The 23,259-nt window shown below is 45.4% G+C and carries 23 protein-coding genes, 1 tRNA gene and 1 riboswitch; of the genes, 16 read left to right on the plus strand and 8 right to left on the minus strand.

Annotated elements, in window-relative coordinates; genetic code table 11:
* Window positions 1–31 precede the first annotated feature (31 nt).
* On the plus strand, window positions 32–427 hold the full coding sequence (locus tag HMPREF9429_RS04075) for a PaaI family thioesterase (protein ID WP_006941878.1): 396 nt from the start codon (window positions 32–34) through the stop codon (window positions 425–427).
* 102 nt (window positions 428–529) lie between these two features.
* Here HMPREF9429_RS04075 and HMPREF9429_RS04080 read toward each other — a convergent pair whose 3' ends face one another.
* Window positions 530–1,498, minus strand: coding sequence for a LysR family transcriptional regulator (locus HMPREF9429_RS04080; protein ID WP_040773769.1), 969 nt, complete (start codon window positions 1,496–1,498; stop codon window positions 530–532).
* A 160-nt stretch (window positions 1,499–1,658) separates the two neighbouring features.
* Here HMPREF9429_RS04080 and megL point away from each other — a divergent pair, with 160 nt between their 5' ends.
* A complete protein-coding gene (gene megL / locus HMPREF9429_RS04085) occupies window positions 1,659–2,858 on the plus strand; it encodes a methionine gamma-lyase (RefSeq protein ID WP_006941880.1) in 1,200 nt (399 codons plus the stop codon).
* Window positions 2,859–3,056: 198 nt separating this feature from the next.
* The gene (locus HMPREF9429_RS04090; RefSeq protein ID WP_006941881.1) at window positions 3,057–4,484 is read left to right on the plus strand and encodes a Na+/H+ antiporter NhaC family protein; all 1,428 of its coding nucleotides are present in this window, start codon (window positions 3,057–3,059) and stop codon (window positions 4,482–4,484) included.
* 58 nt (window positions 4,485–4,542) lie between these two features.
* Here the strand turns inward: HMPREF9429_RS04090 and HMPREF9429_RS04095 are convergent, their stop codons facing one another.
* Window positions 4,543–5,361 (minus strand): MetQ/NlpA family ABC transporter substrate-binding protein, encoded by an 819-nt coding sequence (locus tag HMPREF9429_RS04095; protein ID WP_040773772.1) that lies wholly within the window; start codon window positions 5,359–5,361, stop codon window positions 4,543–4,545.
* Window positions 5,362–5,449: 88 nt separating this feature from the next.
* Window positions 5,450–5,548, minus strand: a riboswitch (SAM riboswitch).
* A gap of 103 nt (window positions 5,549–5,651) precedes the next feature.
* Complete coding sequence (locus tag HMPREF9429_RS04100; RefSeq protein ID WP_006941883.1) at window positions 5,652–7,058, minus strand: FAD-binding oxidoreductase; 1,407 nt, start codon at window positions 7,056–7,058, stop codon at window positions 5,652–5,654.
* Between the two features lie 417 nt (window positions 7,059–7,475).
* Here HMPREF9429_RS04100 and HMPREF9429_RS04105 point away from each other — a divergent pair, with 417 nt between their 5' ends.
* The 4 genes from HMPREF9429_RS04105 to pyrR all read left to right on the plus strand — a co-directional run bounded on the left by HMPREF9429_RS04105 (window position 7,476) and on the right by pyrR (window position 9,687).
* Window positions 7,476–7,640, plus strand: coding sequence for a DUF362 domain-containing protein (locus HMPREF9429_RS04105; protein ID WP_006941884.1), 165 nt, complete (start codon window positions 7,476–7,478; stop codon window positions 7,638–7,640).
* A 136-nt stretch (window positions 7,641–7,776) separates the two neighbouring features.
* Window positions 7,777–8,211 carry a signal peptidase II gene (gene lspA, locus HMPREF9429_RS04110; RefSeq protein WP_006941885.1) on the plus strand — a complete coding sequence of 145 codons (435 nt, stop codon included), beginning with the start codon at window positions 7,777–7,779 and terminating at the stop codon, window positions 8,209–8,211.
* Between the two features lie 10 nt (window positions 8,212–8,221).
* The gene (locus HMPREF9429_RS04115) at window positions 8,222–9,142 is read left to right on the plus strand and encodes an RluA family pseudouridine synthase (RefSeq protein ID WP_006941886.1); all 921 of its coding nucleotides are present in this window, start codon (window positions 8,222–8,224) and stop codon (window positions 9,140–9,142) included.
* Window positions 9,142–9,687 carry a bifunctional pyr operon transcriptional regulator/uracil phosphoribosyltransferase PyrR gene (gene pyrR, locus HMPREF9429_RS04120; RefSeq protein WP_006941887.1) on the plus strand — a complete coding sequence of 182 codons (546 nt, stop codon included), beginning with the start codon at window positions 9,142–9,144 and terminating at the stop codon, window positions 9,685–9,687. The genes HMPREF9429_RS04115 and pyrR overlap by 1 nt, the downstream gene beginning before the upstream one ends.
* A gap of 177 nt (window positions 9,688–9,864) precedes the next feature.
* Here the strand turns inward: pyrR and HMPREF9429_RS04125 are convergent.
* The 3 genes from HMPREF9429_RS04125 to thiM all read right to left on the minus strand — a co-directional run bounded on the left by HMPREF9429_RS04125 (window position 9,865) and on the right by thiM (window position 11,150).
* Window positions 9,865–9,955: transfer RNA gene (locus HMPREF9429_RS04125), tRNA-Ser, on the minus strand.
* Window positions 9,956–10,017: 62 nt separating this feature from the next.
* Entirely contained in the window at window positions 10,018–10,317 is a 300-nt protein-coding gene (locus tag HMPREF9429_RS04130; protein WP_006941888.1) for an MTH1187 family thiamine-binding protein, read from the minus strand.
* A gap of 2 nt (window positions 10,318–10,319) precedes the next feature.
* Window positions 10,320–11,150, minus strand: a complete 831-nt coding sequence (gene thiM / locus HMPREF9429_RS04135) for a hydroxyethylthiazole kinase (protein ID WP_006941889.1) — start codon at window positions 11,148–11,150, stop codon at window positions 10,320–10,322.
* A 164-nt stretch (window positions 11,151–11,314) separates the two neighbouring features.
* Here thiM and HMPREF9429_RS04140 point away from each other — a divergent pair, with 164 nt between their 5' ends.
* The 4 genes from HMPREF9429_RS04140 to HMPREF9429_RS04155 all read left to right on the plus strand — a co-directional run bounded on the left by HMPREF9429_RS04140 (window position 11,315) and on the right by HMPREF9429_RS04155 (window position 16,204).
* Window positions 11,315–12,526 (plus strand): hypothetical protein, encoded by a 1,212-nt coding sequence (locus HMPREF9429_RS04140; RefSeq protein ID WP_232216645.1) that lies wholly within the window; start codon window positions 11,315–11,317, stop codon window positions 12,524–12,526.
* Window positions 12,527–12,546: 20 nt separating this feature from the next.
* Complete coding sequence (locus tag HMPREF9429_RS04145) at window positions 12,547–14,046, plus strand: LPS-assembly protein LptD (RefSeq protein ID WP_006941891.1); 1,500 nt, start codon at window positions 12,547–12,549, stop codon at window positions 14,044–14,046.
* A gap of 135 nt (window positions 14,047–14,181) precedes the next feature.
* Window positions 14,182–14,601: a SoxR reducing system RseC family protein gene (locus HMPREF9429_RS04150; RefSeq protein WP_006941892.1), complete on the plus strand. Its 420-nt coding sequence runs from the start codon at window positions 14,182–14,184 to the stop codon at window positions 14,599–14,601.
* Window positions 14,602–14,845: 244 nt separating this feature from the next.
* Entirely contained in the window at window positions 14,846–16,204 is a 1,359-nt protein-coding gene (locus HMPREF9429_RS04155; RefSeq protein WP_407080988.1) for a YadA-like family protein, read from the plus strand.
* 135 nt (window positions 16,205–16,339) lie between these two features.
* Here HMPREF9429_RS04155 and HMPREF9429_RS04160 read toward each other — a convergent pair whose 3' ends face one another.
* Together HMPREF9429_RS04160 and HMPREF9429_RS04165 are read right to left on the minus strand one after the other, a co-directional pair.
* Window positions 16,340–16,918: a TMEM165/GDT1 family protein gene (locus tag HMPREF9429_RS04160; RefSeq protein WP_006941894.1), complete on the minus strand. Its 579-nt coding sequence runs from the start codon at window positions 16,916–16,918 to the stop codon at window positions 16,340–16,342.
* Between the two features lie 18 nt (window positions 16,919–16,936).
* Complete coding sequence (locus HMPREF9429_RS04165; protein WP_006941895.1) at window positions 16,937–17,962, minus strand: hypothetical protein; 1,026 nt, start codon at window positions 17,960–17,962, stop codon at window positions 16,937–16,939.
* A 97-nt stretch (window positions 17,963–18,059) separates the two neighbouring features.
* On the opposite strand from HMPREF9429_RS04165, the gene HMPREF9429_RS04170 reads away from it, so the two are divergent.
* The 5 genes from HMPREF9429_RS04170 (at window position 18,060) to HMPREF9429_RS04190 (ending at window position 23,223) form a co-directional block, all read left to right on the plus strand.
* Window positions 18,060–19,568, plus strand: a complete 1,509-nt coding sequence (locus tag HMPREF9429_RS04170; protein WP_006941896.1) for a uridine kinase family protein — start codon at window positions 18,060–18,062, stop codon at window positions 19,566–19,568.
* 46 nt (window positions 19,569–19,614) lie between these two features.
* Complete coding sequence (locus HMPREF9429_RS04175; protein WP_006941897.1) at window positions 19,615–20,109, plus strand: YceD family protein; 495 nt, start codon at window positions 19,615–19,617, stop codon at window positions 20,107–20,109.
* A 40-nt stretch (window positions 20,110–20,149) separates the two neighbouring features.
* On the plus strand, window positions 20,150–20,335 hold the full coding sequence (gene rpmF, locus HMPREF9429_RS04180; RefSeq protein ID WP_006941898.1) for a 50S ribosomal protein L32: 186 nt from the start codon (window positions 20,150–20,152) through the stop codon (window positions 20,333–20,335).
* Window positions 20,336–20,636: 301 nt separating this feature from the next.
* Window positions 20,637–21,899, plus strand: coding sequence for an inverse autotransporter beta domain-containing protein (locus HMPREF9429_RS04185; protein WP_006941899.1), 1,263 nt, complete (start codon window positions 20,637–20,639; stop codon window positions 21,897–21,899).
* Window positions 21,900–21,915: 16 nt separating this feature from the next.
* Window positions 21,916–23,223, plus strand: a complete 1,308-nt coding sequence (locus HMPREF9429_RS04190; RefSeq protein ID WP_006941900.1) for an inverse autotransporter beta domain-containing protein — start codon at window positions 21,916–21,918, stop codon at window positions 23,221–23,223.
* The last annotated feature ends 36 nt before the right edge of the window (window positions 23,224–23,259 follow it).

Genomic DNA, 23,259 nt, shown 5'->3' on the forward strand with positions numbered 1-23,259 from the left:
TAATGAAGAACAAACTCGAGGAGGTGCGGAATTGGAAAAGAAAGAATACACACGGTGTTTCGGCTGCGGTAAGGATAATCCCATAGGATTAAAATTGGATATGTATGTAAATGAAAGTGATTCGTATGCCGACTTTGTTCCGAAGCCGGAGCATCAAAGTTATGATGATCGAATGCATGGGGGGTTGGTATCCACGCTCATCGATGAAGTTATGGGAAATCACGTTTTCGTTTTGACGGGAAAACCGGCGTATACGGCGGACCTGCACCTCCGCTTCAAGGATTCCGTGAAAATCGGAGAGAAAGTTCGTATTGAATCTCACATCGTTTCTCGGCGAGGACGGTTGTTTGTAACAAAAGGATGCGTTATAAAGGAAAACGGAACCGTGGCTGTTACGGCTGAAGCCAAGCTGATGACAGCCTCTTAAAGACGTAAGCAAAGTTTGTAAAATCTTTGAAATGAAAAAACCGGCAGATTATATCTGCCGGTTTTTCGCTTGTAGAAAATAGAATTTTAGAGTTTTAAAAGTTTATTGTACATAGGTATTGTATGCGGAAGCTGTCGTAGGAAGGTGGGTGTCGGCAACCGCCTTGTTGAGAGCTACCTGTATATAATGGAGATATTTTGCCAGTTCAGGGGTTAAGGGCAGGTTTTTTTGTTTAATCCAGCCGACTCGCATAGTTGCGGAAATATCCGCAATGGGAACGGATACGACTTCAGAGCCGACAACAGACGGCAAGAGACAGCCTGTGCCGATGTTATAGGCTTCTGTATTGGCAATGATGCTGAGCATGGATGAACGATCGGATACATAAACTGTTTGCTTCGATATACTGTTCGGAATGACGAACTCTTCCGACAGTTGCTTCGGTTCACTGCCCTGATCATAGCATACATGAGGGTAGTCCGTAAGTTGTATCGTAGTCACTTCGGAAAAACCTGCAAGAGGATGATCGCTACTGACATAAACATGGGGCGTAAATTCGTGCAGGGGGATAAATTCGAGGTTATTTTTCGTAAGGAGACGGGACATAAATTGTTCCGTTCTTTTGGTAATGTAGATAATGCCGATTTGGCTGCGTGAAACAAGGACATCACGAATGATTTCAGACGTGCGACCTTCACGGAGACGAATGGTATAGGGGATTTCTTCAGGAATATTTGTAAGTAAGTTAATCAGGCCGTCGACGGCAAAAAGATAATGGTGAGAAGATACGGATAGTCGCAACTCTTCGTCAAGTCTCTCTTTGCGGAAATAGTCTTCCATGGCATCCGATGCCTCTAAAATATGGTGAGCAAACTGAAGAAACTCAAGCCCTTCGGTGGTAAAAGAAATGCCATGGCGACTGCGTTTTAAAATGGTAATGTGAAACTCTTCTTCCAAATCTTTAACAACCTTGCTCAGGCTGGGTTGAGCGATAAAGAGTTTTTTGGCTGCGGCGGTAATGGAACCGCTTTTTGAAATTTCAACTATATACCGCAATTGTTGTAAGGTCATGCCGCCCTCCGTCATAGTTTTTTTCTATGCAATCGTTTTACGCAACAATATTATTCGTTTAAATTATATGTTGATATACTGAGAATAGCAAAAAATATAAGAAAAAATCATAAAAAGCCTATTATAATATATTATTTTTCTATAAATAAGGAGGAAGATTATGGACAGAACAGAGTTACAAAAAATGGGGTTTGCTACACAATCTATTCATGGAGGTTCTTCGAAAAATACGTTTGGAGCATTAACGGCACCTATTTATCAAACATCAACGTTTATTTTCGACTCGGCGGAACAGGGCGGAAAGCGATTTGCTCTTGAAGAAGAAGGGTATATTTACAGTCGTCTCGGAAATCCGACGAACACGGTTGTAGAAGAAAAAGTCGCACTTCTCGAAGAAGCGGAAGCCTGCATGTCCACGGCATCGGGAATGGGGGCTATTTCAGCTACCTTCTGGACTATTTTGCAACATGGCGATCATGTAGTAGCCAGCGATACTTTATACGGGTGTACCTTTGCACTCTTAAATCACGGTATGCCCCGGGCGGACGTGGACGTAACTTTTGTAGATATGAACGATTTAGAGGCTGTTAAAAAGGCAATGAAACCGAACACAAAAATGGTTTATATTGAGACTCCTGCCAATCCGACCTTAAAAATCGTAGATATTAAGGCCGTATCCGACATTGCACATGAAGTGGACGGTTGCCTGGTCGTTGTAGATAATACCTTCTGCACACCTTACATTACGAAACCGCTTACATTGGGAGCGGATGTAGTTGTTCACTCGGCGACAAAGTATCTGAACGGTCACGGTGACGTTATTGCCGGCTTTGTTTGCGGTTCTGCCGAATTCATAGCCCAGGTTCGTCTCTTTGGTATTAAGGATATGACAGGAGCCGTTTTGAGTCCTTTTGATGCTTTTTTGATTGCTCGCGGCATGAAGACCCTGGCATTGCGTATGGAAAAACATTGCTCAAATGCCATGGAGGTAGCGGCATTCCTGGAAACTCATCCGGCTGTAGAGTCCGTTGCTTATCCGGGGCTTAAGAGTTTCCCTCAATTTGATTTGGCAAAGAAACAAATGAGTCTGCCCGGCGGTATGATTTCTTTCGAACTTAAAGGCGGTAAAAAAGCGGGCGGTACGGTTATGGACAGTGTCAGACTTTGCAAATTGGCCGTATCTTTAGGCGATGCGGAAACGTTAATTGAACACGCGGCTACGATGACTCATTCTCCGTATACGGCGGAAGAGTTGAAAGCTGCCGGTATCAGTGAAGGCTTGGTTCGACTGTCCGTAGGCTTGGAAGATGCTCAAGATATTATTAACGATTTAAAACAGGCATTGGATAAAGTGAAATAAGAAGGTAGTAAAATATAAAAGGCGATGACCGGGAGGTTATCGCCTTTTATAAAAACGTGCGGAAACTATATATATTAAATATCTATGAATATACCAAACTTTTTAATATTACACTCAAATATATGTATGTGATAGGATGTACAAAGATTAAAGTGTGTTGTATATTACCTTACTTATTGCAAAGGAGAGTGTTGGTCGGTGGACGGAAATCAGGATGAAGTAAGAAAAGAAGCGGCTGTTCAGACCGAACAAAAAGATGCCGAGATAAAGCCGAACGGGACAGCGTTATTCCCTTTTATTGTATTTGTAGGCGTGTACTTGGGGGCCGGGATCATTTTACAAATGCAAGGTGTGGAAATGCCCTTTTATCAATTTCCTGCACCGTTGGCCTCTATCATCGGTATTATCGTAGCATTTGCCTTATTGAAAGGAAAATTTAGTGATAAGTTTAATACTTTCATAGAAGGTTGCGGAAATCCCGATATTTTAATTATGTGTATGATTTTCCTGTTAGCCGGAGGTTTTGCCGTAGTATGCAAGGCTATGGGCGGTATAGATTCTACGGTTAACTTGGGGCTGACGTATATTCCTCCTCAGTATTTGGCGGCCGGTGTATTTCTTATTTCGGCTTTCATTTCTACGGCAACCGGTACATCTGTAGGCTGTTGTGCGGCTGTAGGTCCTATTGCCGTAGCTATTGCCGAAAAGTCCGGCACCCCTTTGGGACTGGTTCTCGGTTGTCTTATCGGCGGGGCTATGCTCGGAGATAACTTGTCTATCATTTCGGATACGACCATTGCGTCTACGCGTACGCAAGGCTGTGAAATGAAGGATAAATTTAAGTTAAATCTTTGGTTGACCATTGTGCCGGCCGTGATTACCTTTGTACTTCTTGTTATCTTCGGCGGATCTGACGGGGCTGTAAGCTCGGGAGAACATCCGTACAGCCTGATCAAAATTTTGCCGTACATAGTCGTGCTTGTTACGGCCGTTGCAGGCGTAGACGTATTTCTTGTCTTAGTCGGCGGTACGGTTTTGGCAGGCATCATCGGTATGTCTTACGGTGATTTAACCTTCCTGTCCTTTATGCAGGCTATTTATAAGGGTTTTTCGGGAATGTTCGATATCTTCCTCTTGTCGCTTCTGACCGGCGGCTTGGCCGCTATGGTGAGTAGGGCGGGAGGCATTGCTTTCCTGCTTCATTCAGTGGAAAAATTTATTACGGGCAGTAAGTCAGCGCAAATCGGTATTTCCGGGCTTGTTTCCGTTACGGACATTGCCTTGGCTAATAATACGGTTTCGATTATTATTAACGGGGAAATGGCAAAGAAACTTTGCTATCGCTTTAAAGTAGATCCGCGTCGTTCGGCGGCCTTGCTCAGTACGTTTTCGTCTATTTTTCAGGGACTCATTCCGTACGGGGCACAGATGCTCATTGTTACGGGCTTTACAGCCGGTGCCGTATCGCCTCTTGAAGTCTTGCCGTACACTTGGTTTCTCTATCTTTTGGCTATTTCCGCTATTGTGTCCATTTTTGTTCCTTTTTCGGACGGATTTATCAGAAAAGATCCGTGGAATTACGAGCATGAAACGGCACAGAGTAAAGTTGATGCTTTGGTAAAATAAAGGCCCTTTTACAGACAAAAAAATCCCTGCCTTTAGGCAGGGATTTTTTTGTCGATATTTAAAATGCCGGTAGGATGGAGCCTTGGAAGTGCTCTTCAATAAACTTGCGAATCGGTTCGGATTGATAAATTTCTACCAACTTTTTATATGTTTCATTATTTACGTCGTCGGCACGAACGGCAATGACATTAGCGTAAGGCGAACTCTTATCTTCAACAACAAGAGCATCCTTTTGCGGATTCAAGCCGGCCGGAATAGCGTAGTTCGTGTTTACGCAAGCTAAGTCCATATCATCGAGAGAACGAGCGATTTGAGCCGCATCGAGTTCCGTAATCTTCAGATTTTTCGGATTGCTGACAATGTCTGCAACTGTTGCATCGACGGTCTTGCCGTCTTTTAACGTAATTAACTTAGCTTGTTGCAACAGTAACAGGGCTCTGGCTCCGTTCGTAGGGTCATTAGGGATGGCTACCGTAGAACCGTCGGCTACCTGATCAAGTGATTTATACTTGTGCGAGAAAACACCCATGGGAAGAATAATCGTTTTGCCGATGGACTTTAAATCGAGACCTTGTTTTTTGACGACATTGTCCAAGTAGGGCTGATGTTGGAAGGAGTTCATATCCAAATCTTTTTGAGCCAATGCCGTATTGGGTTGTACATAGTCGTTAAATTCGACGACTTTAACCGTAATGCCCTGCTTAGCCGCTTCTTTAGCGACTTCATCCATAACTTCCGCATGCGGACCGGCAGTTACGCCAATTTTAATTTCTTTGTTATCGCCGCCGGCAGAATTATTGCCGCCGCAACCGGTAATAAACGCGGCAGTTGCTACGATGAGGGCCAAAGTGAGGCCTTTTTTCAGGGAAATTTTCATAATATAACATCCTTTCATTAAAAGCTTATGATGTGGAAGTTCATACAAAAAAGCCGTCATTCAGATGACGGCTTTTCTTATCTTTTTCCGTTCATCTGCCGGCATAAGCCGTCGGACTTGGCACCTTCCCTAACGGGGGTTGCCGCAATGTCATCGGGCCGTATCCCTCAATTGCTCTTGATGAAATCACATATATAATTGATGTTCCGTATTATAACATCGTGGAAATAAATCTGTCAACGATTTATTTCCACTAAAAAAGTACAGTATAAAAATGGGGATTAAATCTCTTATTCATGAAAGTTTAAAATCTTTCCCGGGTTAAGAATATTATTAGGATCCAGTGCGTTTTTTATCGTTCGCATCAGGTGTTTTTCTCCTTCAGGCGTAAACTTTTCCATATAGCGTAATTTTTTGGCACCGATGCCGTGTTCACCGGCCAGGCGGCCTCCGACGGAATATGCATAGGCATAGACTTCGTTGTGGAAGGCTTCGACCGATTTTTCCCACACTTCATCAGACATGTCCGTCTTGCATAAGACTATATGAAGATTCCCGTCACCGATATGAGCATTGATCTTTACTTCAAAAGGATATGCATTCCCGATGTCCATGATTTTTTCAATTGTATCGGCAATGCGGTGAACAGGGACAACTACGTCATCCGTCAAAAAGACTTTGCTGATCAACTCGACAGAAGTCTGGCAATTACGTCGCATGTTCCAAATGCGATCGTCCGCTTCAAGAACATCAACGGCACCCGATTGTTCGCAAATGTCGGCTACTTGTTCCATCTTTTTATCCGCATCGTCTGCGTCATACGTTTCAACCGTTATGATGACATATACGCCTTTTTCATAACCGGGCATATTTTCATATCCGCAATAATCGGCACAGCCGCGAACATATGAGTTATCCATATATTCAATACTCGTAGGCTCAATGCCGGCTTTAATCAACTGCGGTACCATGTGCAGAGCCGGAGTAGGCGAGTCATAGACGGCCAAGACGTCAAAACGATACGGCGGCAAAGGCGTGAGCTTCACTGTAACTTTCGTAATAACACCGAGAGTTCCTTCGCTGCCGATAATTAATTGTTCCAGACAGTAGCCTGTAGAGCATTTTTTCAAGATGCCGCCTACTTCGACGATTTCGCCTGTCGGTGTAACGACTTCAAGGGCGTAGACTTGATGGCGTGTAACGCCGTAACGAACGGCTTTTAGACCGCCGGCATTCGTTGCCAGATTGCCGCCGATAAGACTGCTTTCCGAACTGGACGGATCGCCGGCATACAGAAAACCGGCTGATTTGGCACGATTTTGTAAATCAATGGTACGCACACCCGCCTCGACAGTCATGTACATGCCTTCTTCATTAAGTTCCAAAATTTTATTCAGCCGTTCCATTAAAAGGACGAGGCCGCCGCAGACAGGAATAGCACCGTCTGCAAGACTGGTACCTCCCGAACGGACCGTGACGGGAACTTTGTAGCGGTTGGCCAATTTGAGAATTTGTGAAATTTCTTCAGCCGATGCGGGAGCAACGGCTGCTTCGGGCATATGAAACAGCTTAGGATCCGATTCATAGTCCGTTTGATAGGCGATGAGTAAGTCGGCGTCAGTCTTAACATATGACGGGCCGGTTATTTGTTTCAGCTCTTCAATAAATTCGGCTGTTACAGGTGAATAGGTTTGCAAAATATAACCCTCCTTTAAATCAGGTATATACTATTTTAACATCCTTTCTACCCCTTTCAATAAGAACGAAATATAAATTTTTTTTTATGCCGAAAAGACACAAGCGGTTTAAAGAGGAAAATACTGAGAATTGTTGACAAATAGTTTTAAAAAGAACACAAAAAGGGTGGAAAATTTTATGAACAGCATAAAAACTTATTTTTTGGACAACTATGAACGCATGAAATAAAAAAAAACAGACGAGAAATATACTCTTTTTTTATGGTTACTGACATAGATTATCAAGAATAAAACGGGTTAACCATGCGGTATTTTGGCTATTTTGATAATTGACAAGGAGGGAGAAACGTGTAATAATTATGTCAGCGAAAGGGACATGAGAACCCTCGAGTGATATTTTTTGCGGAGGTGAATACCATGCATGTAGTTTCCGATGAATGCGTAAAATGCGGTGCTTGTGAAGCAACTTGCCCGACCGGCGCTATTACTGAAGGCGAAACGAAGTATGTTGTAGGCGATGCTTGCATCGATTGCGGTGCTTGCGAATCCGTTTGTCCTACAGGCGCTATCGCTGCTGAATAATAGGCTATATACATATAAACCGCTATGTGTCATGCATAGCGGTTTTTTGTGTGTCTTCGTTGTTTTTTAACGGTGTCTGTGATAGGATAAAGGCATTCCGGTCGACTGTGCCGGTAAGTCGAGGAAGGAGATAACTGTGTCTGTTTTTATCATTGCCTGCCTTGTCGTAGCGGCAGACCAAATCGGAAAATATGCAATATCCCATTCCATGATATTGAATCAATCTGTTCCGGTTATACCGGGATTTTTTCATATAACTTATATTTTGAATAAGGGAGCGGCCTTTGGCTTTCTGGAACACAAACAATGGCTGTTTATTGCCGTTGCCATAGGGCTCTTCCTTCTGTATTTTGTATTTCGTAAATACTTGCCGAAAGTGCCGGTTGTCACTGTCGGTACGGGGCTATTGTTAGGCGGTGCCTTCGGTAATGCAGTTGATAGATGTTTATTCGGAGCCGTAACGGATTTTTTCGATTTTCGGGTATGGCCCGTATTTAATATTGCCGATATGGCCATTGTAGCAGGTGTCTTTTTATTACTCATTTATTGCTGGACCCACGGTTCGGAGTAAGGCGGTTGAAATGGAAGTTATAACCTCTGTCGTAACTGATAAAGATACGGGAATACGGGTTGATATATATGTAGCAAGGGCTTTGGATATATCTCGTTCGTATGCGGGGAATCTCATAAAGAACGGGAAGGTTTCCATGCGTAACCGCATCCTGAAAGCCAACTACCGCGTGGCGGAAGGCGACGAAATCGTCATTGAAAAGGATGAGGCTGAAGACCTTACGGTTGAGGCTGAAAATATCCCTTTAGATATTGTATATGAAGATAAGGATATTATTATTGTTAATAAGGCACGAGGTATGGTTGTCCATCCGGCGGCGGGAAATCCGAACGGGACCCTTGTAAATGCACTTTTATGGCATTGCGGCGGCGAGTTGTCGGGGATTAACGGGGTTATTCGTCCCGGCATTGTTCATCGACTGGACAAAGATACATCGGGGCTTATGGTAGCGGCTAAAACCGATGCGGCACATAAAAGCCTGGCGGAACAGATTAAGAGCCATACGGCACGACGCACCTATGTGGCTCTCGTTCACGGCAATATTGTGGAAGCAAAGGGGCGTATTGATGCACCCTTGGGACGACATCCTAAGGACCGCGTTAAAATGGCCGTCAATATGAAGGACGGCAAAGATGCGATTACACATTTTACTGTATTGGAGCGGTTCGGTAACTATACGTTGGTACAGTGTCGTTTGGAGACAGGACGGACTCATCAGATTCGCGTGCATATGGCTTATATCGGGCATCCCGTAGTAAATGATCCTCTGTACGGGTATAAAAGAGACGCCTTTCCCATTGAAGGGCAGGCGCTTCATTCCTGTGCTCTTGATTTAGTGCATCCTATTACGAAGCAAGCCATGCATTTCGAAGCCCCTTGGCCCAATGATTTTAAGGCTGTCGTACAAGCTGTTGACGGCGGAGGTGTGTAATGTTGCGATACAAGACCTTGTTATTGGATGAAAAAGCTATAGAACGAGCCATACGGCGTATTGCCCACGAAATTATCGAGCGTAACAAAGGGTTGGAACAGATGATTCTCGTCGGGATTCATACCCGCGGTGTTCCCTTGGCGCAAAGATTGGCTCGTGAATTGGAATCCATAGAGGAAGTCGTCGTTCCCGTTTACGACTTGGATATATCCGCTTATCGTGACGATCGAAAACGAACGGATATTCGTCGCGTCGACAAGGGTAAGACTGCTTTTAATGCCGACGACAAGACGATAGTCTTAGTCGATGACGTTTTATTTACCGGCAGAACTGTGCGCTCGGCTTTAAATGCCGTCATGGAGGCGGGCCGTCCGAAGTTTATAGAACTGGCCGTTTTGATAGATCGCGGACATAGAGAACTTCCTATTAGGGCCGACTATGTAGGGAAAAATGTTCCTACGGCTTTGCGAGAAGCCGTGTCCGTTCAACTTGAAGAAACGGATGAAAAAAATCAAGTCGTGTTATGTGAAGAAGTGCCTCGTTAGAGGTGCTTCTTTTATTTATTGTAAGAGTTGGACAGGTACTTATGGAAGCTGACCATGATGTAGAAGTCGGAGAAAGTGTATACATATAGACAAAAGACCGAGCCGTTTACGACAAAATAAACGACTCGTTCTGAAACAAATAAGGGATATTGCCTCGGCAATATCCCTTATTTCATGTGGCGGAGTGGGAGAGATTCGAACTCTCGCAAGCCTTACGACCCCTAACGATTTAGCAAACCGTCCTCTTCAGCCTCTTGAGTACCACTCCACATACGCTGACTGATTTAGTATACACTGGGAGCGGTTTCTCTGTCAAGCTGAGTACCGAGGTTATTTCTTTAAAATATCTTCTACGGCAGCGACCTTTCGTGTCATCATGTTTGTGTGGCCGGGACGAATGTCGGCTTTCATAATAACTTCTGTGCGAATTCCCCTTTCGGCGAAATGAAAGGTAGCTTTTTTAACAACGGACATGACTTCGTCCCATTCGCCTTCAATCTCCGTAAACATGGAGTTCGTACGGCTTTTTAAACCTGAGCGACGAATGATGTCAACGATTTCCGCCACATCGGCCGCATATTCATCCCCCGTGCCGCAAGGAGCAATACAAAGAGCTATTAATGTATTCATCGTTATACCTCCGTCAGTGAAAATTTCGCTGTATCAAGTTTATCTGTTAAAGTGTATAAATTATCGATAAAGGCCGATTTAAAAGAGGCCGGGCCGTCGGCTACGGAAGAAGCTGATTCACCGGCCAGATTATAAGCAAAGGTGCCGCAACAAGCGGCTGTAAAAGGATCTGTGACGGCTGCGTATACGGCAATGACTCCGCCTAAAGAACAACCGCAACCGGTGACTTTTTCCATTAAAGGAGAACCTCCTTCTGCCGTGAGAACGTGAGTGCCGTCCGTAATCAAGTCTTTTTTGCCTGAAACGGCGACGGCACCTTTGGTATATCGGGCCAAAGCTATAGCCGCTGTTTCGGCCGCTTCGACCGTATCCGTAGCATCGACACCGCGGACCCCTGCACCACCGCCGTGAGACAATTTCCAAAGGTCGGCGAGAGCAATGATTTCCGAGGCGTTACCGCGAATGACTGCAGGGTGGCAACTGCGTGCGTGTTGTAACAATTCGGTACGCAGGGTTCCGATGCCGAGGGCCACAGGGTCGAGAACCCAGGGCTTGTCGGTAGCCGCCGCTTCATCCATAGCAGCCGGTACCGATTCGGCATAAACGGGCAAGAGGGTTCCTACGTTGATGTAGAAAGAAGAACCGAGCCGTACTAACGAGCGTGCTTCGTCAGGTAAGTAAACCATAGCTGCCGAACCGCCTACGGCTAATTGCGCATTGGCGACAAAGTCGACTGTTACGAAATTGGTGATGGAACCTGCCAAGGGCGTTGTCTGTCGAGCCTTTTTGGCAGCTTCTGAAACTTGCTTGCGAATCATTGCTTCTGTCAGCATAAAAAACACCTCGCTGTTAAGTTTTGATTACATTATAGATTCATATCCGTAATGACGCAAATAAGCCGTTCTTGTTGATTTTTACCGACCTATTTACTATAATATTAACTGATTATCGAAATGGTATGTCATTGCCTACGGCAATAGAATCAGGAGGAATGACTATGGTGTGGAATAAGAAAATATCGGCACTGTTGGCGGTTGTCGCATTATGCGGAGTTGCAACTGTCGGAGCTGCAGACTATACGATTCTTGAAAAAGCGGAAAAGGTGGAAACGACCGTATACGGTACGACTCAGACAGGTGCACTGAATACTCGTATTGCCGCTCTCGATAAAGTTCTCAACGGTTCTGACTCCGTTTCGGGCAGTGTTGATTCGAAAACAGATGAATTATATAAAGAGGTGTACGGAAATACGGGCTCGGATCTGTCCATGGTGGCAGCAGTCAACATGATGCAGCGCCAATATTCCGGTACGGTTACAAACGATGCCTTGACGACTCGCGTAGGAGAGTTGGAAGAAGGTATCAGCGGTAAGGTCGGCACAGGGTCCCTACGTAGCCGCGTGGCGGCTCTTCGTTCCGCCATGTTGGGCAAGAGAAAATTCGTGTCTCAGGTGGTAACGATTCCTGCCGGGACAGTTGTGGAAATGACTAATGAAGATCCTATTAACTCCAAGGACTTGACCGAAGGTGATCGCCTTCGTTTCTCCGTTGCCGAAGATATTAAAGTCGGTGATGTCATCGCCATTCCTCGCGGCATGGAAGCCGAAGGGACGGTGAGCAAAGCACGTAAAGCCGGACGCTTCGGTAGAGACGGCAAGATAGAAATTGAATATGATTCCGTCCATGCTTCTGACGGTTCGCCCGTACAGCTTGTTGTCGGTGAAAAAACTAAGGAACAATACAAGCGTACCGCCGGTGCTGTCGGGGCTTCCGCCGCCGGAGCCATTATTCTCGGACCTGTCGGCTTGGTCGGCGGCTTGTTCGTTAAGGGCAATAATGTAGACATTCCCGCCGGCTCGACAATGTATGCTGAAACGAAGCATGATGCGGATGTTGTAGGTTTTAAATCCGAAGGCGGTCCGAATACGATGGAAACGGCAGACATGGCGGCTAGCGGTGTTGTCGTTTCCGGCACTAATGAACCGGCGACAACCGTAACGGAATCACCGGCATCGCCCCAGGTTGAAAAGCCGAGTGCTGTACAAAAGCCGGAACAAGCGGCAGTGCCCGAAAAAACGGAAACGCCGGCACCTGCAAAAGCGGCTGAACCGGAAGTTACGACAACGGCAGCCAATTCAGATGTTCGCCCCGTAGACCTTGACGATGCGAACGATGAAACGATTATTACCATTACGCCTACAGAACAGTAGGTTATATAAAGGTGACACGAATGAATAAACGACTGACCGCAACGGTATTGGCCTTTGTACTTCCTGTGGGAATTGCATCATATGCCGCAGGGGAAACGGCTGTAACGGAAAAATTACATACCCCGGTTCAGACCGCGTCTGCTGTCGACTTAGATGCGGCAATGGCCAAATTTGATACGTTGCCTATGCCGGCTAAGGTGTCCTCCGATTCCGTGTATGTGCGGAATTCGGACGGATACGTACAAAGTCGCGGCAATGTGGATGTACAACGCGGTACGAGTGAACTGCATACTTCCTATATGGAAGGGAACATGAAGACCGGTACATATGAAACAAAAGGACCGACCATCTATATTAATGATGACCAGGTTATTACGGCAGACGGAGGCGTTTATAATACGAAGGATAATTCGGCCACGGTGGCGACTGTAGCCGGATATACATCGAGCGATTCATCGGCCCTTTATTTCCGCGGGCAAAGCGCAAAAATGGCGGACGGGTCCGTTTATATCAAACACGGTTTAATTACGACTCCTCACGCCGTAGCTAAGACTCCGGACTATTATTTGACAGCCGATGATATTCGTATTTATCCGGGTAAGCGTGTGACAGCTGAAAATACGAAGTTGTGGTTTAAACATGTCCTCGTCTTAACGTATGGACATTACGAATCGTCTCTTGCCAAAGAGTCTGGCAGTCGACAGTGGATATTCTCGCTTCTTCCCAAACCGTCATATAATAGTGATGACGGTCTGGGTTTAAAAGGGAAAGCCGAATTCCCGCTTAGTAAAGACGGCAGCTTAGCCGTTAAGGCACGGTATGCCGTGTCCGTGAAGAGCGGATTTAAACCCTCTCTGACCTTGGAGAAAAATACGAAGGCAGGCACCTTTACATTCGGTTATTCAAAAGAAGTGAGCTCCAATGACAACGATAATGACGACCATATTTGGGTTACCAAGTGGCCGGAGTTTCACTATTATACGCCGCGACTCTACTTCGGGAATTCAGGTATATATGCTTTCGGCAGTGCTGAATACGGTAAGTGGCAGGAAAGTGATGTAGGTAAGGGAACCCACAAGGGGATGCGCGCGGAAATTACACATGACCCTATTGATTTGTGGAAGGGAGCGGAAATCCGAGGCTATGCAGGTTATCGCAAGGACTGGTATGAAATCGGCGATAATGTCCGCAAGGATCCCTATTGGGGAATTATCCTTAAACAAAACGTAACGGATCGTTTATGGACGACGTTTTGGTATAAGCGGCACAATATTAGCGGGACTACCCCCTATCGTTTCGACAGTATCGAAAATCCCGATCAAAAGGGACTGTCTGTAGGGTACGTGCTGACACCGAGAGATACGTTTATTTTCTCTATTGCCAAGGATTTGGATGACGGACATATTAATGAACGTGATTTTACTTGGGTTCGGGATTTACATTCCTTTGTGGGAACGGTTACGTATAAACAAGTTAAAAAGAAGTGGGAAGTCAAGGTTACAGCTAAAGATTTTGACTGATATGTTAACCCGTGGTGCTGAGTTAAAGTCCCACGGGTTTTATGGCAAGCTAATCGCCACCTAAAAGGTGTTGATTAATAAGCCTCTCAGTGGTATACTGCAAACAAGAGAGAATCTCTTAAAGGAGTGATTGATATGAAGGTTGAAGAAGGTACGGTCGTATCCGTATTTGCGGACGGATCGGCAGAAGTAAAAGTAGGGCGTCATTCAGATTGCATCGCCTGCGGTGCTTGTGAAGGTGCTAAAGATATTGTAGTAACGGCGGTTAATAAGGTTAACGCCAAAGAAGGGCAGCATGTAAAATTCGAGTTTCACGACACGAATATTGTAGTCGGTGCTTTTATTTGTTTTGTTATGCCCTTATTATTAGCAGCTGCCGGTGCGATTATCGGTTATTTTGTCAGCGGTTCTTTCGGAACAGATGCTGTACGTTCGGAAGTTGTCGGCGCTATTGTAGCCTTTTGCATCGGGTTGGGTGGTGTCAAGTATTTTGATCGCTCTCTGTCAAAAAGCGAAAAGTCTAAGCCGAAGGTTATTGAAATTATTGAAGGGTAAGAAGAAATCGATATTGTAGCTTGCTCGGTGAACAAGAATGCTATAATTGCATGCTTGTTCACCGTTTTTTTATATGCAGGTTAGACATATGGAGAACGGAATATATAAAAAACATATATTTTGATTACATTTATATACAGAATATTAACAAATTCTTAAAAAGAATGTATAATCATAGAGGAAGAGGTATCAAACACCTACTTTATATAACTGGAGATGAATAACTATGAATCATATGACAAAAATGCAATTATCGGCAGTATTGGCCGTCTTTGCCGTAGCAGCATCCTGTCCGGCACAAGGGGCAGATACACCCATCGTATCGAGCGGTGGTGCAGCTTATAATATCGGCTTACAAGGCGCCTCTTTTACGAACTCGGATAATGTATACCTGGGCGGTCAGACCGGTGCTGCAAACAGCAATCCTTACGCACATACGGGGGACCCAAATGCAAGGGGAAATAATATTGCCGTAGGGCGATTGTCGTTAAACGGGTCGAATGGTGGCGGTAACGTAGCTCTGGGTGCTAAGGCCTTTGTAGAAGGTAAGGGCGATTATAATTTTTTGGGAAATTTCGCCGCAGGGTTTAAGTCTACCCTGTCCGATACGATTGCTATCGGTTCTTTTGCGGGAGCTAATGCTACCGGGAATAAAAATGTATGGCTCGGTGCCGGTCAGGCCGGCGGGAGTACGGGAAATAATACGGTATTAATCGGATCGAATTCTAATGTAACCGGTAACTTTAACTACGGTATGGGCCATGGAATTATACTGAACGGGGATGATAATGCCGCTGTCGGTGCTTATAATAAGATAGAGGGAAATCGTTCAGGCGCCTTCGGGGTAGGTACTTATAATGTGTCTACCGTTGCGGGAGACGATTCATACAGTGTAGGTAATAATAATCGTGTCAGTGCGAATAATACCTTTGTCGTAGGGAATAACGTAACGACATCTCTGGAAAACGGGGTCGTCTTGGGCAACAATTCGACAGCTGAAAGTAGTGATGTAGTCGGCACTCCCGACTATACCTACAGTGACGGGACTACGGTCAGCTATGCCGGTAAAGTGCCTGTTTCCACTGTTTCCGTAGGGGCTTCGGGACAAGAGCGCACGATTACGCATGTAGCGGCAGGTCGTGTCAGTGAAAATTCTACGGATGCTGTCAACGGGTCTCAACTCTACGGGGCTAATCGGCAAATAGATAATTTGTATAGCCATATTGCCGGTCTCGGGAAAGAAGCCGATAAAGGATCCGCGAGAGCTGCGGCGTTGGCTGCATTGCATCCCTTACAGTTCGACCCGGACAATAGACTTCAGGTGATGGGCGGCTATGGACATTACAAAAATGCCAATGCACTGGCATTGGGAATAGGGTATTATAAGAGAGAAAACCTGCTTTTTACAGCCGGAGCTACCTTTAGTGAACATATTATGGCCAATATCGGCGTATCCTATAAATTGGGAGAAGAAAATACATCACAAAAAATTTCGCCCGCATCATATAATGCACTTGAACAACGGGTAGATATATTGGAAGCACAAAATAAGCAACTTCAGGAAACTGTCGCTATGCTTGTTAAAAAGATGAATGAGAAGTAGTTTTGCAGAAAATCGGTTCTGCCTGATATAAATAAAAAACGTAACTGAAAGGGAATTCTTTCAGTTACGTTTTTTATTTAATGTTCCCCAAATAGCAGCCGGATTTTTTCAGAAATTTTCCGTTAAAGACCAGGCTTAGAAATTGTCGAAGACGTGAAAAACGACAATCAGTTCCGTGAATCCGCAAATAAGGAAGAAAATGGCCGAGAACATCTGAATTCGTTTTTGTGACACATAGCGGTTAATGACCGTGCCGGCCAGTACGCCCAGTCCGTCGGCGGCAATCATGCCTGCTGTCGTACCGATTAATAGCGGAAGCCATTCGCCGAAGCGAGCAGCCATGGCAATGGTTGCTAATTGAGTTTTGTCTCCCGTTTCAGCTAGAAAGAAGGCAACAGCGACAGTCCAAAAGGGATTGATAAGCATCCTTTTATCTTTCAATTTTTCTTCCCTGTCATTACTGATGAGCGTGCCTATACCGAAAATAAAGAAGGTTGCCGCTGCTGCTAAATGAATGTAATCCATGTTGATTACCGTATTGACATAAATACCGATGATAATGGCGACGAGATGATTGGCGACAGTAGCGATGAGGACCGCCAACATAACCGTTTGCCAACGATACTTGGCGGCAAAGGCCATGACGAGAAGCTGTGTTTTATCACCCAGTTCGGCGAGAAAAACCATGAGAAAGGCTGTAAGAAAAGCAGTCATCAAAAACACTCCTGAAATTTAAAGGGTATCTTTTAAAGAAAGAACCGTCCCGTTTTTCAATTGAATGGATACAGGTTGAAGGACAGTGGATGTATTATCTAAAGACGGGAGATCTCTTAGTGTTTTTTGAGACGGGATTAAACCGTTTAAAGGGAAACGGGCTGTGAGAGACGTGCCGCCTTTATAAAGCGGTACGTGCAGGCGGGTCGTATATAAAACGGCGTCATCTTGTGTACGTTTTAATGTGAAGTCACAGACAATCGATTCTATGTCGGAGGTTCCCTGCGGGTATACGGGGGTGTAATCGAGACGTAAAAAAGTATTGTCATTGTCATCTGTTACCAGAGATGACTGTATGTTTTCAATATGCACGTACCTTTCCATGCGTTTGCTCACATCATCGTTGGAGAGGGCCAAGGCGTTCGTGGAAGCGTCGTGGATGCATGATAAAAAAGCTGTGCTGTCATCTAAATCCGCAACCGTCCAAGTCCCGTTTATTCGTTTCATGATAAGGGTACAGGGGATGGAGGCCTGTAACGTATCGTTATACCAGTATACGGTTAACAAGGCTGTTGAATCGTCGACGGCATTGCTGAAATCATGTGAGTCATAGTGCCAGCCGGTAACGGGAATTATGAAGCCGAAGTTACGCAATGTATCCTTCAAATCATCAGACTTTAGGCTGTCCGAGTTTGCCGGTACATTTCCGTCAATGCCGTCAGACAGTAAGGTATGAAGGTCTTCGGCAAAAGACTCGCGGCTCGACAGCCCCGTAACTTTTAAAATGGCAGAGACAGTGTTTCCGTCCCGTCTTTGAGCCGCATTATCATATATGGAAAAGGCCAAGGCCTTATCGTTGACGGCTTTGAAAAAAGCGGACTTATCTTTCGCATCGGCTGATGTTATAATTCGATTAAACGCATAATCAGGAGTGTTTTTATAAATATAATGATAAGAAGAGATAAGGGCGGCAAGAGAAAAAATCAGTGCCAATAAGGCCGCGATTGTACGTATGTCAAATAAAACGGCATCGCGTGGTTTCATAGGAGTCCTTCTTTCGCATATACTCATATCAATAGAATAATATCTTATTATATCACGAAATAAAAGTAAGCGTTTAACAGGAGACTGGAGGAGAAAAATGGTTCGAAGTGAAGAAAATGAAATTGTCGGCCTTTATTGCGGCAGTCGCTTTATCAGCCTGCGTGAAGCGACGGGCAAGGAGCCGGATGCCTTGCCCGTATATGCCGCAACGCCGACGGGCAATAAAATTTTGGTTCGTTCGTGTTTGATGCTTTTAGCGGCTGCTACAGATGAAGTTTGTAAGGGCGGAGAAGTTGACGTGTTCTATCCTTTAAGTAAGGGATTATACGGGATTATTCACGGTACTCCCGAGATGACGGAAGAGCTTATCGAGCGCATTCAGAAAAAGATGAATGAATTTGTGGAACGAAAAGAACCGATGCTTGTCGTGCAGGTGAGGGACTCGGGAACCTTATATAAGTGCGGAAGCATCTCTAAGTTCTTTGACGGACCATTAGTACCCCATGCCGGATATATACGTGCCGTTAAGGTGCGAGCCCGGGGAAAAGGGTTTGTTTTGGAAATACCTCAGATATACTGTCCTACGGAGCTTGCCCCGGTTGAAGACGTGCCGGGCATGGTTTCTCTTTTTACGGATGTAAGAAAATTTTATCGTAAGCTGGATTGCCGGTTTGTATCCGACTTGAATCGCCATATACGTGACGGCTCCGTTCAAACATTAATTGACAAGTGCGAGGCGAATGTATCCGTGCGCTTTGAAAGCTTGGCGAATAGTATAAGAAACAGGCTGCCTATCGTCCGCACGGTTTTGATTGCCGGACCGACATCGTCCGGAAAGACGACCTTCGGAAAAAGGCTGGCCGCATGCCTCTATGAAAAAGATGTGAACTTATTGTCCCTGTCGCTGGATGATTACTTTGTAAATAGGGAAGATACGCCGAAAAATGAGGACGGTTCGTATGATTTTGAATCCTTACAAGCCGTAGATGTCGATTTATTCAACAGTCAAGCGGAACGTTTATTGCAAGGTGAGAGCGTATGTCTGCCGCATTTTGACTTCATTACGGGTAAACGTTATTACGACACGAAAAAGACAACCCTTTCTCGAGACGGTATATTGATCGTCGAAGGTCTGCACGCTTTGAATGATAAACTCGTTCGATATGTGTCGAGAGAAAGGCAATACAAAGTTTCCGTAGGGGTTTGGACGCAGTTACCTGTAGATGAGCTGAACCGCATATCAACATCGGATACACGTATCATTAGAAGGCTGATTCGAGATAACCGTACACGCGGGAGAAATCCGGAAGTGACATTGGAAGCATGGGACGGGGTACGACGAGGAGAAGACATAAATATTTATCCGTATAGACAAGATGCGGATGCTCTCTTCGATACGTCCTTACTTTATGAGTGGGCTGTTATGAAGCCTCAGGCCGAGGCATTACTGGCTACCGTAGGCCGAGACAGCTCGTACTATTTGGAAGCACGACGACTTTGCGAGGTGTTGACACACTTCCTGCCGCTTTCTGTTGAAGTCGTGCCGAAAAAATCGATATTGCGTGAATTTATAGGTGAAGAAGGGACGGCCTGTGAATCTATTTGACAAAGAATAGGGCCGTCGCTATAATAATATAGTCGAGGTAGAGAAGATGAGGATTCAAGTCGAAAATGCACGTAAAGAGGAAGGGAAGCATTCTTCCTTTTCTTTTGTACAACCTGCTTCAAAACTGGGCGATATAGATGACATGCCGTGGAAAGATAACGATATCTCTGTAGAAGGAGAATATTGGTTCGACGGGAGTCATCTGATTGTTGAAGGTGTCATTCATACTCGCGGTATATACGAGTGTGCGTCTTGCCTGGCGCCTGTTGAAGCGGAACGCGATGCAGCACTGTCTGAAGTCTATGGTACGGAAGCACAGCTTCCCGAAGATGTCAATCCGTATAACGGAGAGTACATCGATTTGACGGAGACGATTAGAGAGCTCTTGATCCTGAGCGAGCCTATGAAGGTCTTGTGTCGGCCTGATTGTGCAGGCCTTTGCCCTCAATGCGGGGCAAACCTCAATGAAGGTGCTTGCAGTTGTCCTACCGACAGGATAGACCCGAGATTAGCAGTGCTTAGCGATTGGTTAAAGTCGTAAGTACTGACATTCGTATCAAGATTTTAAGGAGGTGCAGATAATGGCAGTACCGAAGAACAGATTGTCCCAAACACGCCAGAAACGTCGTCGCGCTAACTGGAAATTGACGGCTCCGGGATTTGTAGAATGCCCGCAGTGTCATGAAGCAGTTATGCCTCATCACGTATGCCCTACTTGCGGTTTCTATAAGGGCAAGCAAGTCGTAAATAATACGGCAGCGGAATAAGACTTTACGGGGTGGACTTATGTGCACCTTTATACCGAGAAGGAAACGTTCTCTAACGTACCGTCTCGGTATTTTTATGGATAAAAGGGATTGTAAGAGCTGTACATTCGTTATGTGTACCTCTTACAGTCCCCTGTTTAGCTTATGAAGTATATTCCTATACATACAATGCAGTTCTTAATATATATCGGCAACCGGTAATTTGTATCTATATTGACTATATTTTGACGTAATTCTATAATGGAATTGATAATAAAAGCTGTTATTCGCATAAATTTCAAAAAGACGGGAGTTATTATTAATGAATAGATCGTTACTATTAAATGGCTTGATCCTGGGTACCTTGCTTTGTACGGGAACCATTACGGCGAGGGCTGTTGATGCCGATGTACAATCAGGTATAGCAGCTGCGGCTCCGCGTGAAACTCGAGCACAAGCCGTTCATTCTACGTGGCGGGATCGTACGGATATAGCGGTAGGGGTCCAGACGGGAAGCTCATCTGAAGGACATGAAAGCCTTTTTCCTACAGATGACCACAATCAGTTCTATCGTCAAAAAAAGGATTACGGGAATTTGACGAAGGCCTATGTAGAAACCTTGCAACCGATCACTCACTATGATGAAAATGCCAAAAGTGTTGTATTTGTACAGGGGCGCATCGGTCGTAGCGGTGAAAAAATCAGATCTTACGGTCTGCGAGGCTATTTTCTTCCCGAAAAGGTAACCACACCTGTCGGACTGTCCTTTAAAGCCATAAACGTCGATGAGGACTCGTCGAAAACGTTGGGGAACACGGCCTCGATCGGCGTGGGGTATCGTAGACTTAGTGCACATGAACATGCCTATATAGGTGTAAATGCTTTTTATGACCATGCTTTCAGCGGCGGGGATCATCGTATCAGTGCCGGGGGGGAATATGTAAACGGATTTAATACCGTATATGCCAATGCCTATAAAGGGCTGTCGCAAGGAGGCCTCGTTAAAGGTCGCGGCGGTACGGCACCTCCGGCGCGGTTATATCCCGAAGGACTTCCGCCGAGGGCGGCGGACGGCAACTATTACGGCATAATTCCTGGAGAAAACTATACTACCTATACTTTGGATAAGGCTCTCGGCGGCTATGATATTGCCTATGTACGGGACTTTAAAAATGCACGCTGGGCACGAGCTTATGTTAACGGGTATTATTGGCGCGGCGGTAGTTTTAATCATGAACAGGAATATCGTTACGGGCGTCCCGGACATTGGACCGTTCCCTTGTTTTTATCGAGAAAAAATACTCACTATAAGGGACTTAAAGTCGGTGCGGAATTACAACTGACACCTCATATTTCTCTGGATATAGGGTATAATAGCGGCAATCACGCTTCTAAGGGCATGTATGGAGTTGTTAAATATACCCTGGGAGCTTCACGCTTTGCTTATTGGGGCGGGAAACACAGTGATGATATTATCACGACGGCTCGGGCCAAGATGCTTGACAAGGTACGGCGTCAAGATATGGTTGTTGAGTCTATGTATGATATAGAATATTTCTATTTGTCACCTATAGATCATTTATAGAATATGAGGTAAATAATTGAGAAAACATTTTGCACTAAAGTATCTACTCTTGGGCGGCTTGATCGGGGCAACTACTGTTACGGCTCTGGCCGCCGATGCGGAGGTTCAGGCAGCACAGAGTATGTCACAAGAAGAAGTACGGCGAGAAGCCGTTCGCTCTACGTGGCAGGACCGTACGGATATCGTCATAGGCGCACAAAGCTATAAATCTCAGGCCGGTTATGGTGAAGGGTCCCCTAATGTAGAGAACTCTCATCCTGCGTATCTTTCCTCACACGTGAATAATGCATCGGGGACGGATGTGAACGCTAAGTTTTATGTGGAAACTCTCCATCCGGTGACGCACTATGATGAAAATTCGAAAAGTGTCGTCTTTGTACAAGGCGGGGCGGGACGTAACGGCGAAAAGATAAAAACCGTGTCTTTAACGGGAGGTCGCTGGGTTATGAACCCTCGGACCGGTTACGGGTATTTACATCCCGTTTTTTCGGGTCGTGTCGAGTCTGTCGGAACGACGGCCAATATAGGCGTCGGCTATCGTCATCTCAGTAAGGATGAAAACGCTTTCTGGGGTGCCAATGCTTTCTATGACCATGCCTTTTCGGGCGGCTATAATCGTGTGAGTGCCGGTGCGGAGTACGTGACAGGGTATAATGAGTTTCGTATCAATGTATACCAGGGTCTGGGCGGCAAGAAAAATGATATTAAGGTGAACGGATATCTGGGAAATTTTAGCGGCAATTACTATGCAGATTATCTGCGGCTAAGGAATCCTGACGGCAGTCTCGGAGGAATCTCGGGCGGTGTTATCCGTTATGATTCGAGGACTTATGACAGAGCTCTCGGCGGTATCGATTTTGAGTATGCCCGTACATTTAAAAATGCTCGTTGGTTGCGAGCCTATATAGACGGGTATTATTGGCGGAGCTCTCACCCGGCAGTGCGACCCGGATTGGGCGGGACTATTTCGGGAAAGCGTGCAACCCGCGGTTTTAAAGTAGGGGCCGAAATGAACCTGACGCCGCATCTTACTATGGATATAGGTTTCCAAACCGGATCCGGCGACCCGAAGGGGGTTTTTGCAGATAACGGCGGAGGCGGTTTCGACTTTCGTCAAACAGGGCATGACAGCTTGAACGGCGTTTATGTAATGCTCAGGTATACGCTTGGTAAGTCACGCTTTGCTTGGCGTGGCGGTAAACACAGTGATGATGTTGTTACTGTGGCTCGTGCCAAGATGCTCGATAAGGTGCGGCGAAGCGAATTAGTCATTGATTCGACCTATCAGGAAGCTTGGGATGGGGAAATGTATTCGGAACTGTAAGGTATTTATAGACATAATAGTAAAAACGACACTGAC

Origin of the sequence: Megasphaera micronuciformis F0359 (assembly GCF_000165735.1) — a bacterium.
GTDB classification, from domain to species: domain Bacteria; phylum Bacillota; class Negativicutes; order Veillonellales; family Megasphaeraceae; genus Megasphaera; species Megasphaera micronuciformis.

What these genes read in the sequence shown, in the direction of transcription:
- HMPREF9429_RS04080 (WP_040773769.1), bottom strand. Translation starts at nt 1,498, where the DNA reads ATGACCTTACAACAATTGCGGTATATAGTTGAAATTTCAAAAAGCGGT.
- megL (WP_006941880.1), top strand. Translation starts at nt 1,659, where the DNA reads ATGGACAGAACAGAGTTACAAAAAATGGGGTTTGCTACACAATCTATT.
- HMPREF9429_RS04095 (WP_040773772.1), bottom strand. Translation starts at nt 5,361, where the DNA reads ATGAAAATTTCCCTGAAAAAAGGCCTCACTTTGGCCCTCATCGTAGCA.
- HMPREF9429_RS04105 (WP_006941884.1), top strand. Translation starts at nt 7,476, where the DNA reads ATGCATGTAGTTTCCGATGAATGCGTAAAATGCGGTGCTTGTGAAGCA.
- HMPREF9429_RS04115 (WP_006941886.1), top strand. Translation starts at nt 8,222, where the DNA reads ATGGAAGTTATAACCTCTGTCGTAACTGATAAAGATACGGGAATACGG.
- pyrR (WP_006941887.1), top strand. Translation starts at nt 9,142, where the DNA reads ATGTTGCGATACAAGACCTTGTTATTGGATGAAAAAGCTATAGAACGA.
- HMPREF9429_RS04130 (WP_006941888.1), bottom strand. Translation starts at nt 10,317, where the DNA reads ATGAATACATTAATAGCTCTTTGTATTGCTCCTTGCGGCACGGGGGAT.
- thiM (WP_006941889.1), bottom strand. Translation starts at nt 11,150, where the DNA reads ATGCTGACAGAAGCAATGATTCGCAAGCAAGTTTCAGAAGCTGCCAAA.
- HMPREF9429_RS04140 (WP_232216645.1), top strand. Translation starts at nt 11,315, where the DNA reads ATGGTGTGGAATAAGAAAATATCGGCACTGTTGGCGGTTGTCGCATTA.
- HMPREF9429_RS04145 (WP_006941891.1), top strand. Translation starts at nt 12,547, where the DNA reads ATGAATAAACGACTGACCGCAACGGTATTGGCCTTTGTACTTCCTGTG.
- HMPREF9429_RS04150 (WP_006941892.1), top strand. Translation starts at nt 14,182, where the DNA reads ATGAAGGTTGAAGAAGGTACGGTCGTATCCGTATTTGCGGACGGATCG.
- HMPREF9429_RS04155 (WP_407080988.1), top strand. Translation starts at nt 14,846, where the DNA reads ATGCAATTATCGGCAGTATTGGCCGTCTTTGCCGTAGCAGCATCCTGT.
- HMPREF9429_RS04160 (WP_006941894.1), bottom strand. Translation starts at nt 16,918, where the DNA reads ATGACTGCTTTTCTTACAGCCTTTCTCATGGTTTTTCTCGCCGAACTG.
- HMPREF9429_RS04165 (WP_006941895.1), bottom strand. Translation starts at nt 17,962, where the DNA reads ATGAAACCACGCGATGCCGTTTTATTTGACATACGTACAATCGCGGCC.
- HMPREF9429_RS04170 (WP_006941896.1), top strand. Translation starts at nt 18,060, where the DNA reads ATGGTTCGAAGTGAAGAAAATGAAATTGTCGGCCTTTATTGCGGCAGT.
- HMPREF9429_RS04175 (WP_006941897.1), top strand. Translation starts at nt 19,615, where the DNA reads ATGAGGATTCAAGTCGAAAATGCACGTAAAGAGGAAGGGAAGCATTCT.
- rpmF (WP_006941898.1), top strand. Translation starts at nt 20,150, where the DNA reads ATGGCAGTACCGAAGAACAGATTGTCCCAAACACGCCAGAAACGTCGT.
- HMPREF9429_RS04185 (WP_006941899.1), top strand. Translation starts at nt 20,637, where the DNA reads ATGAATAGATCGTTACTATTAAATGGCTTGATCCTGGGTACCTTGCTT.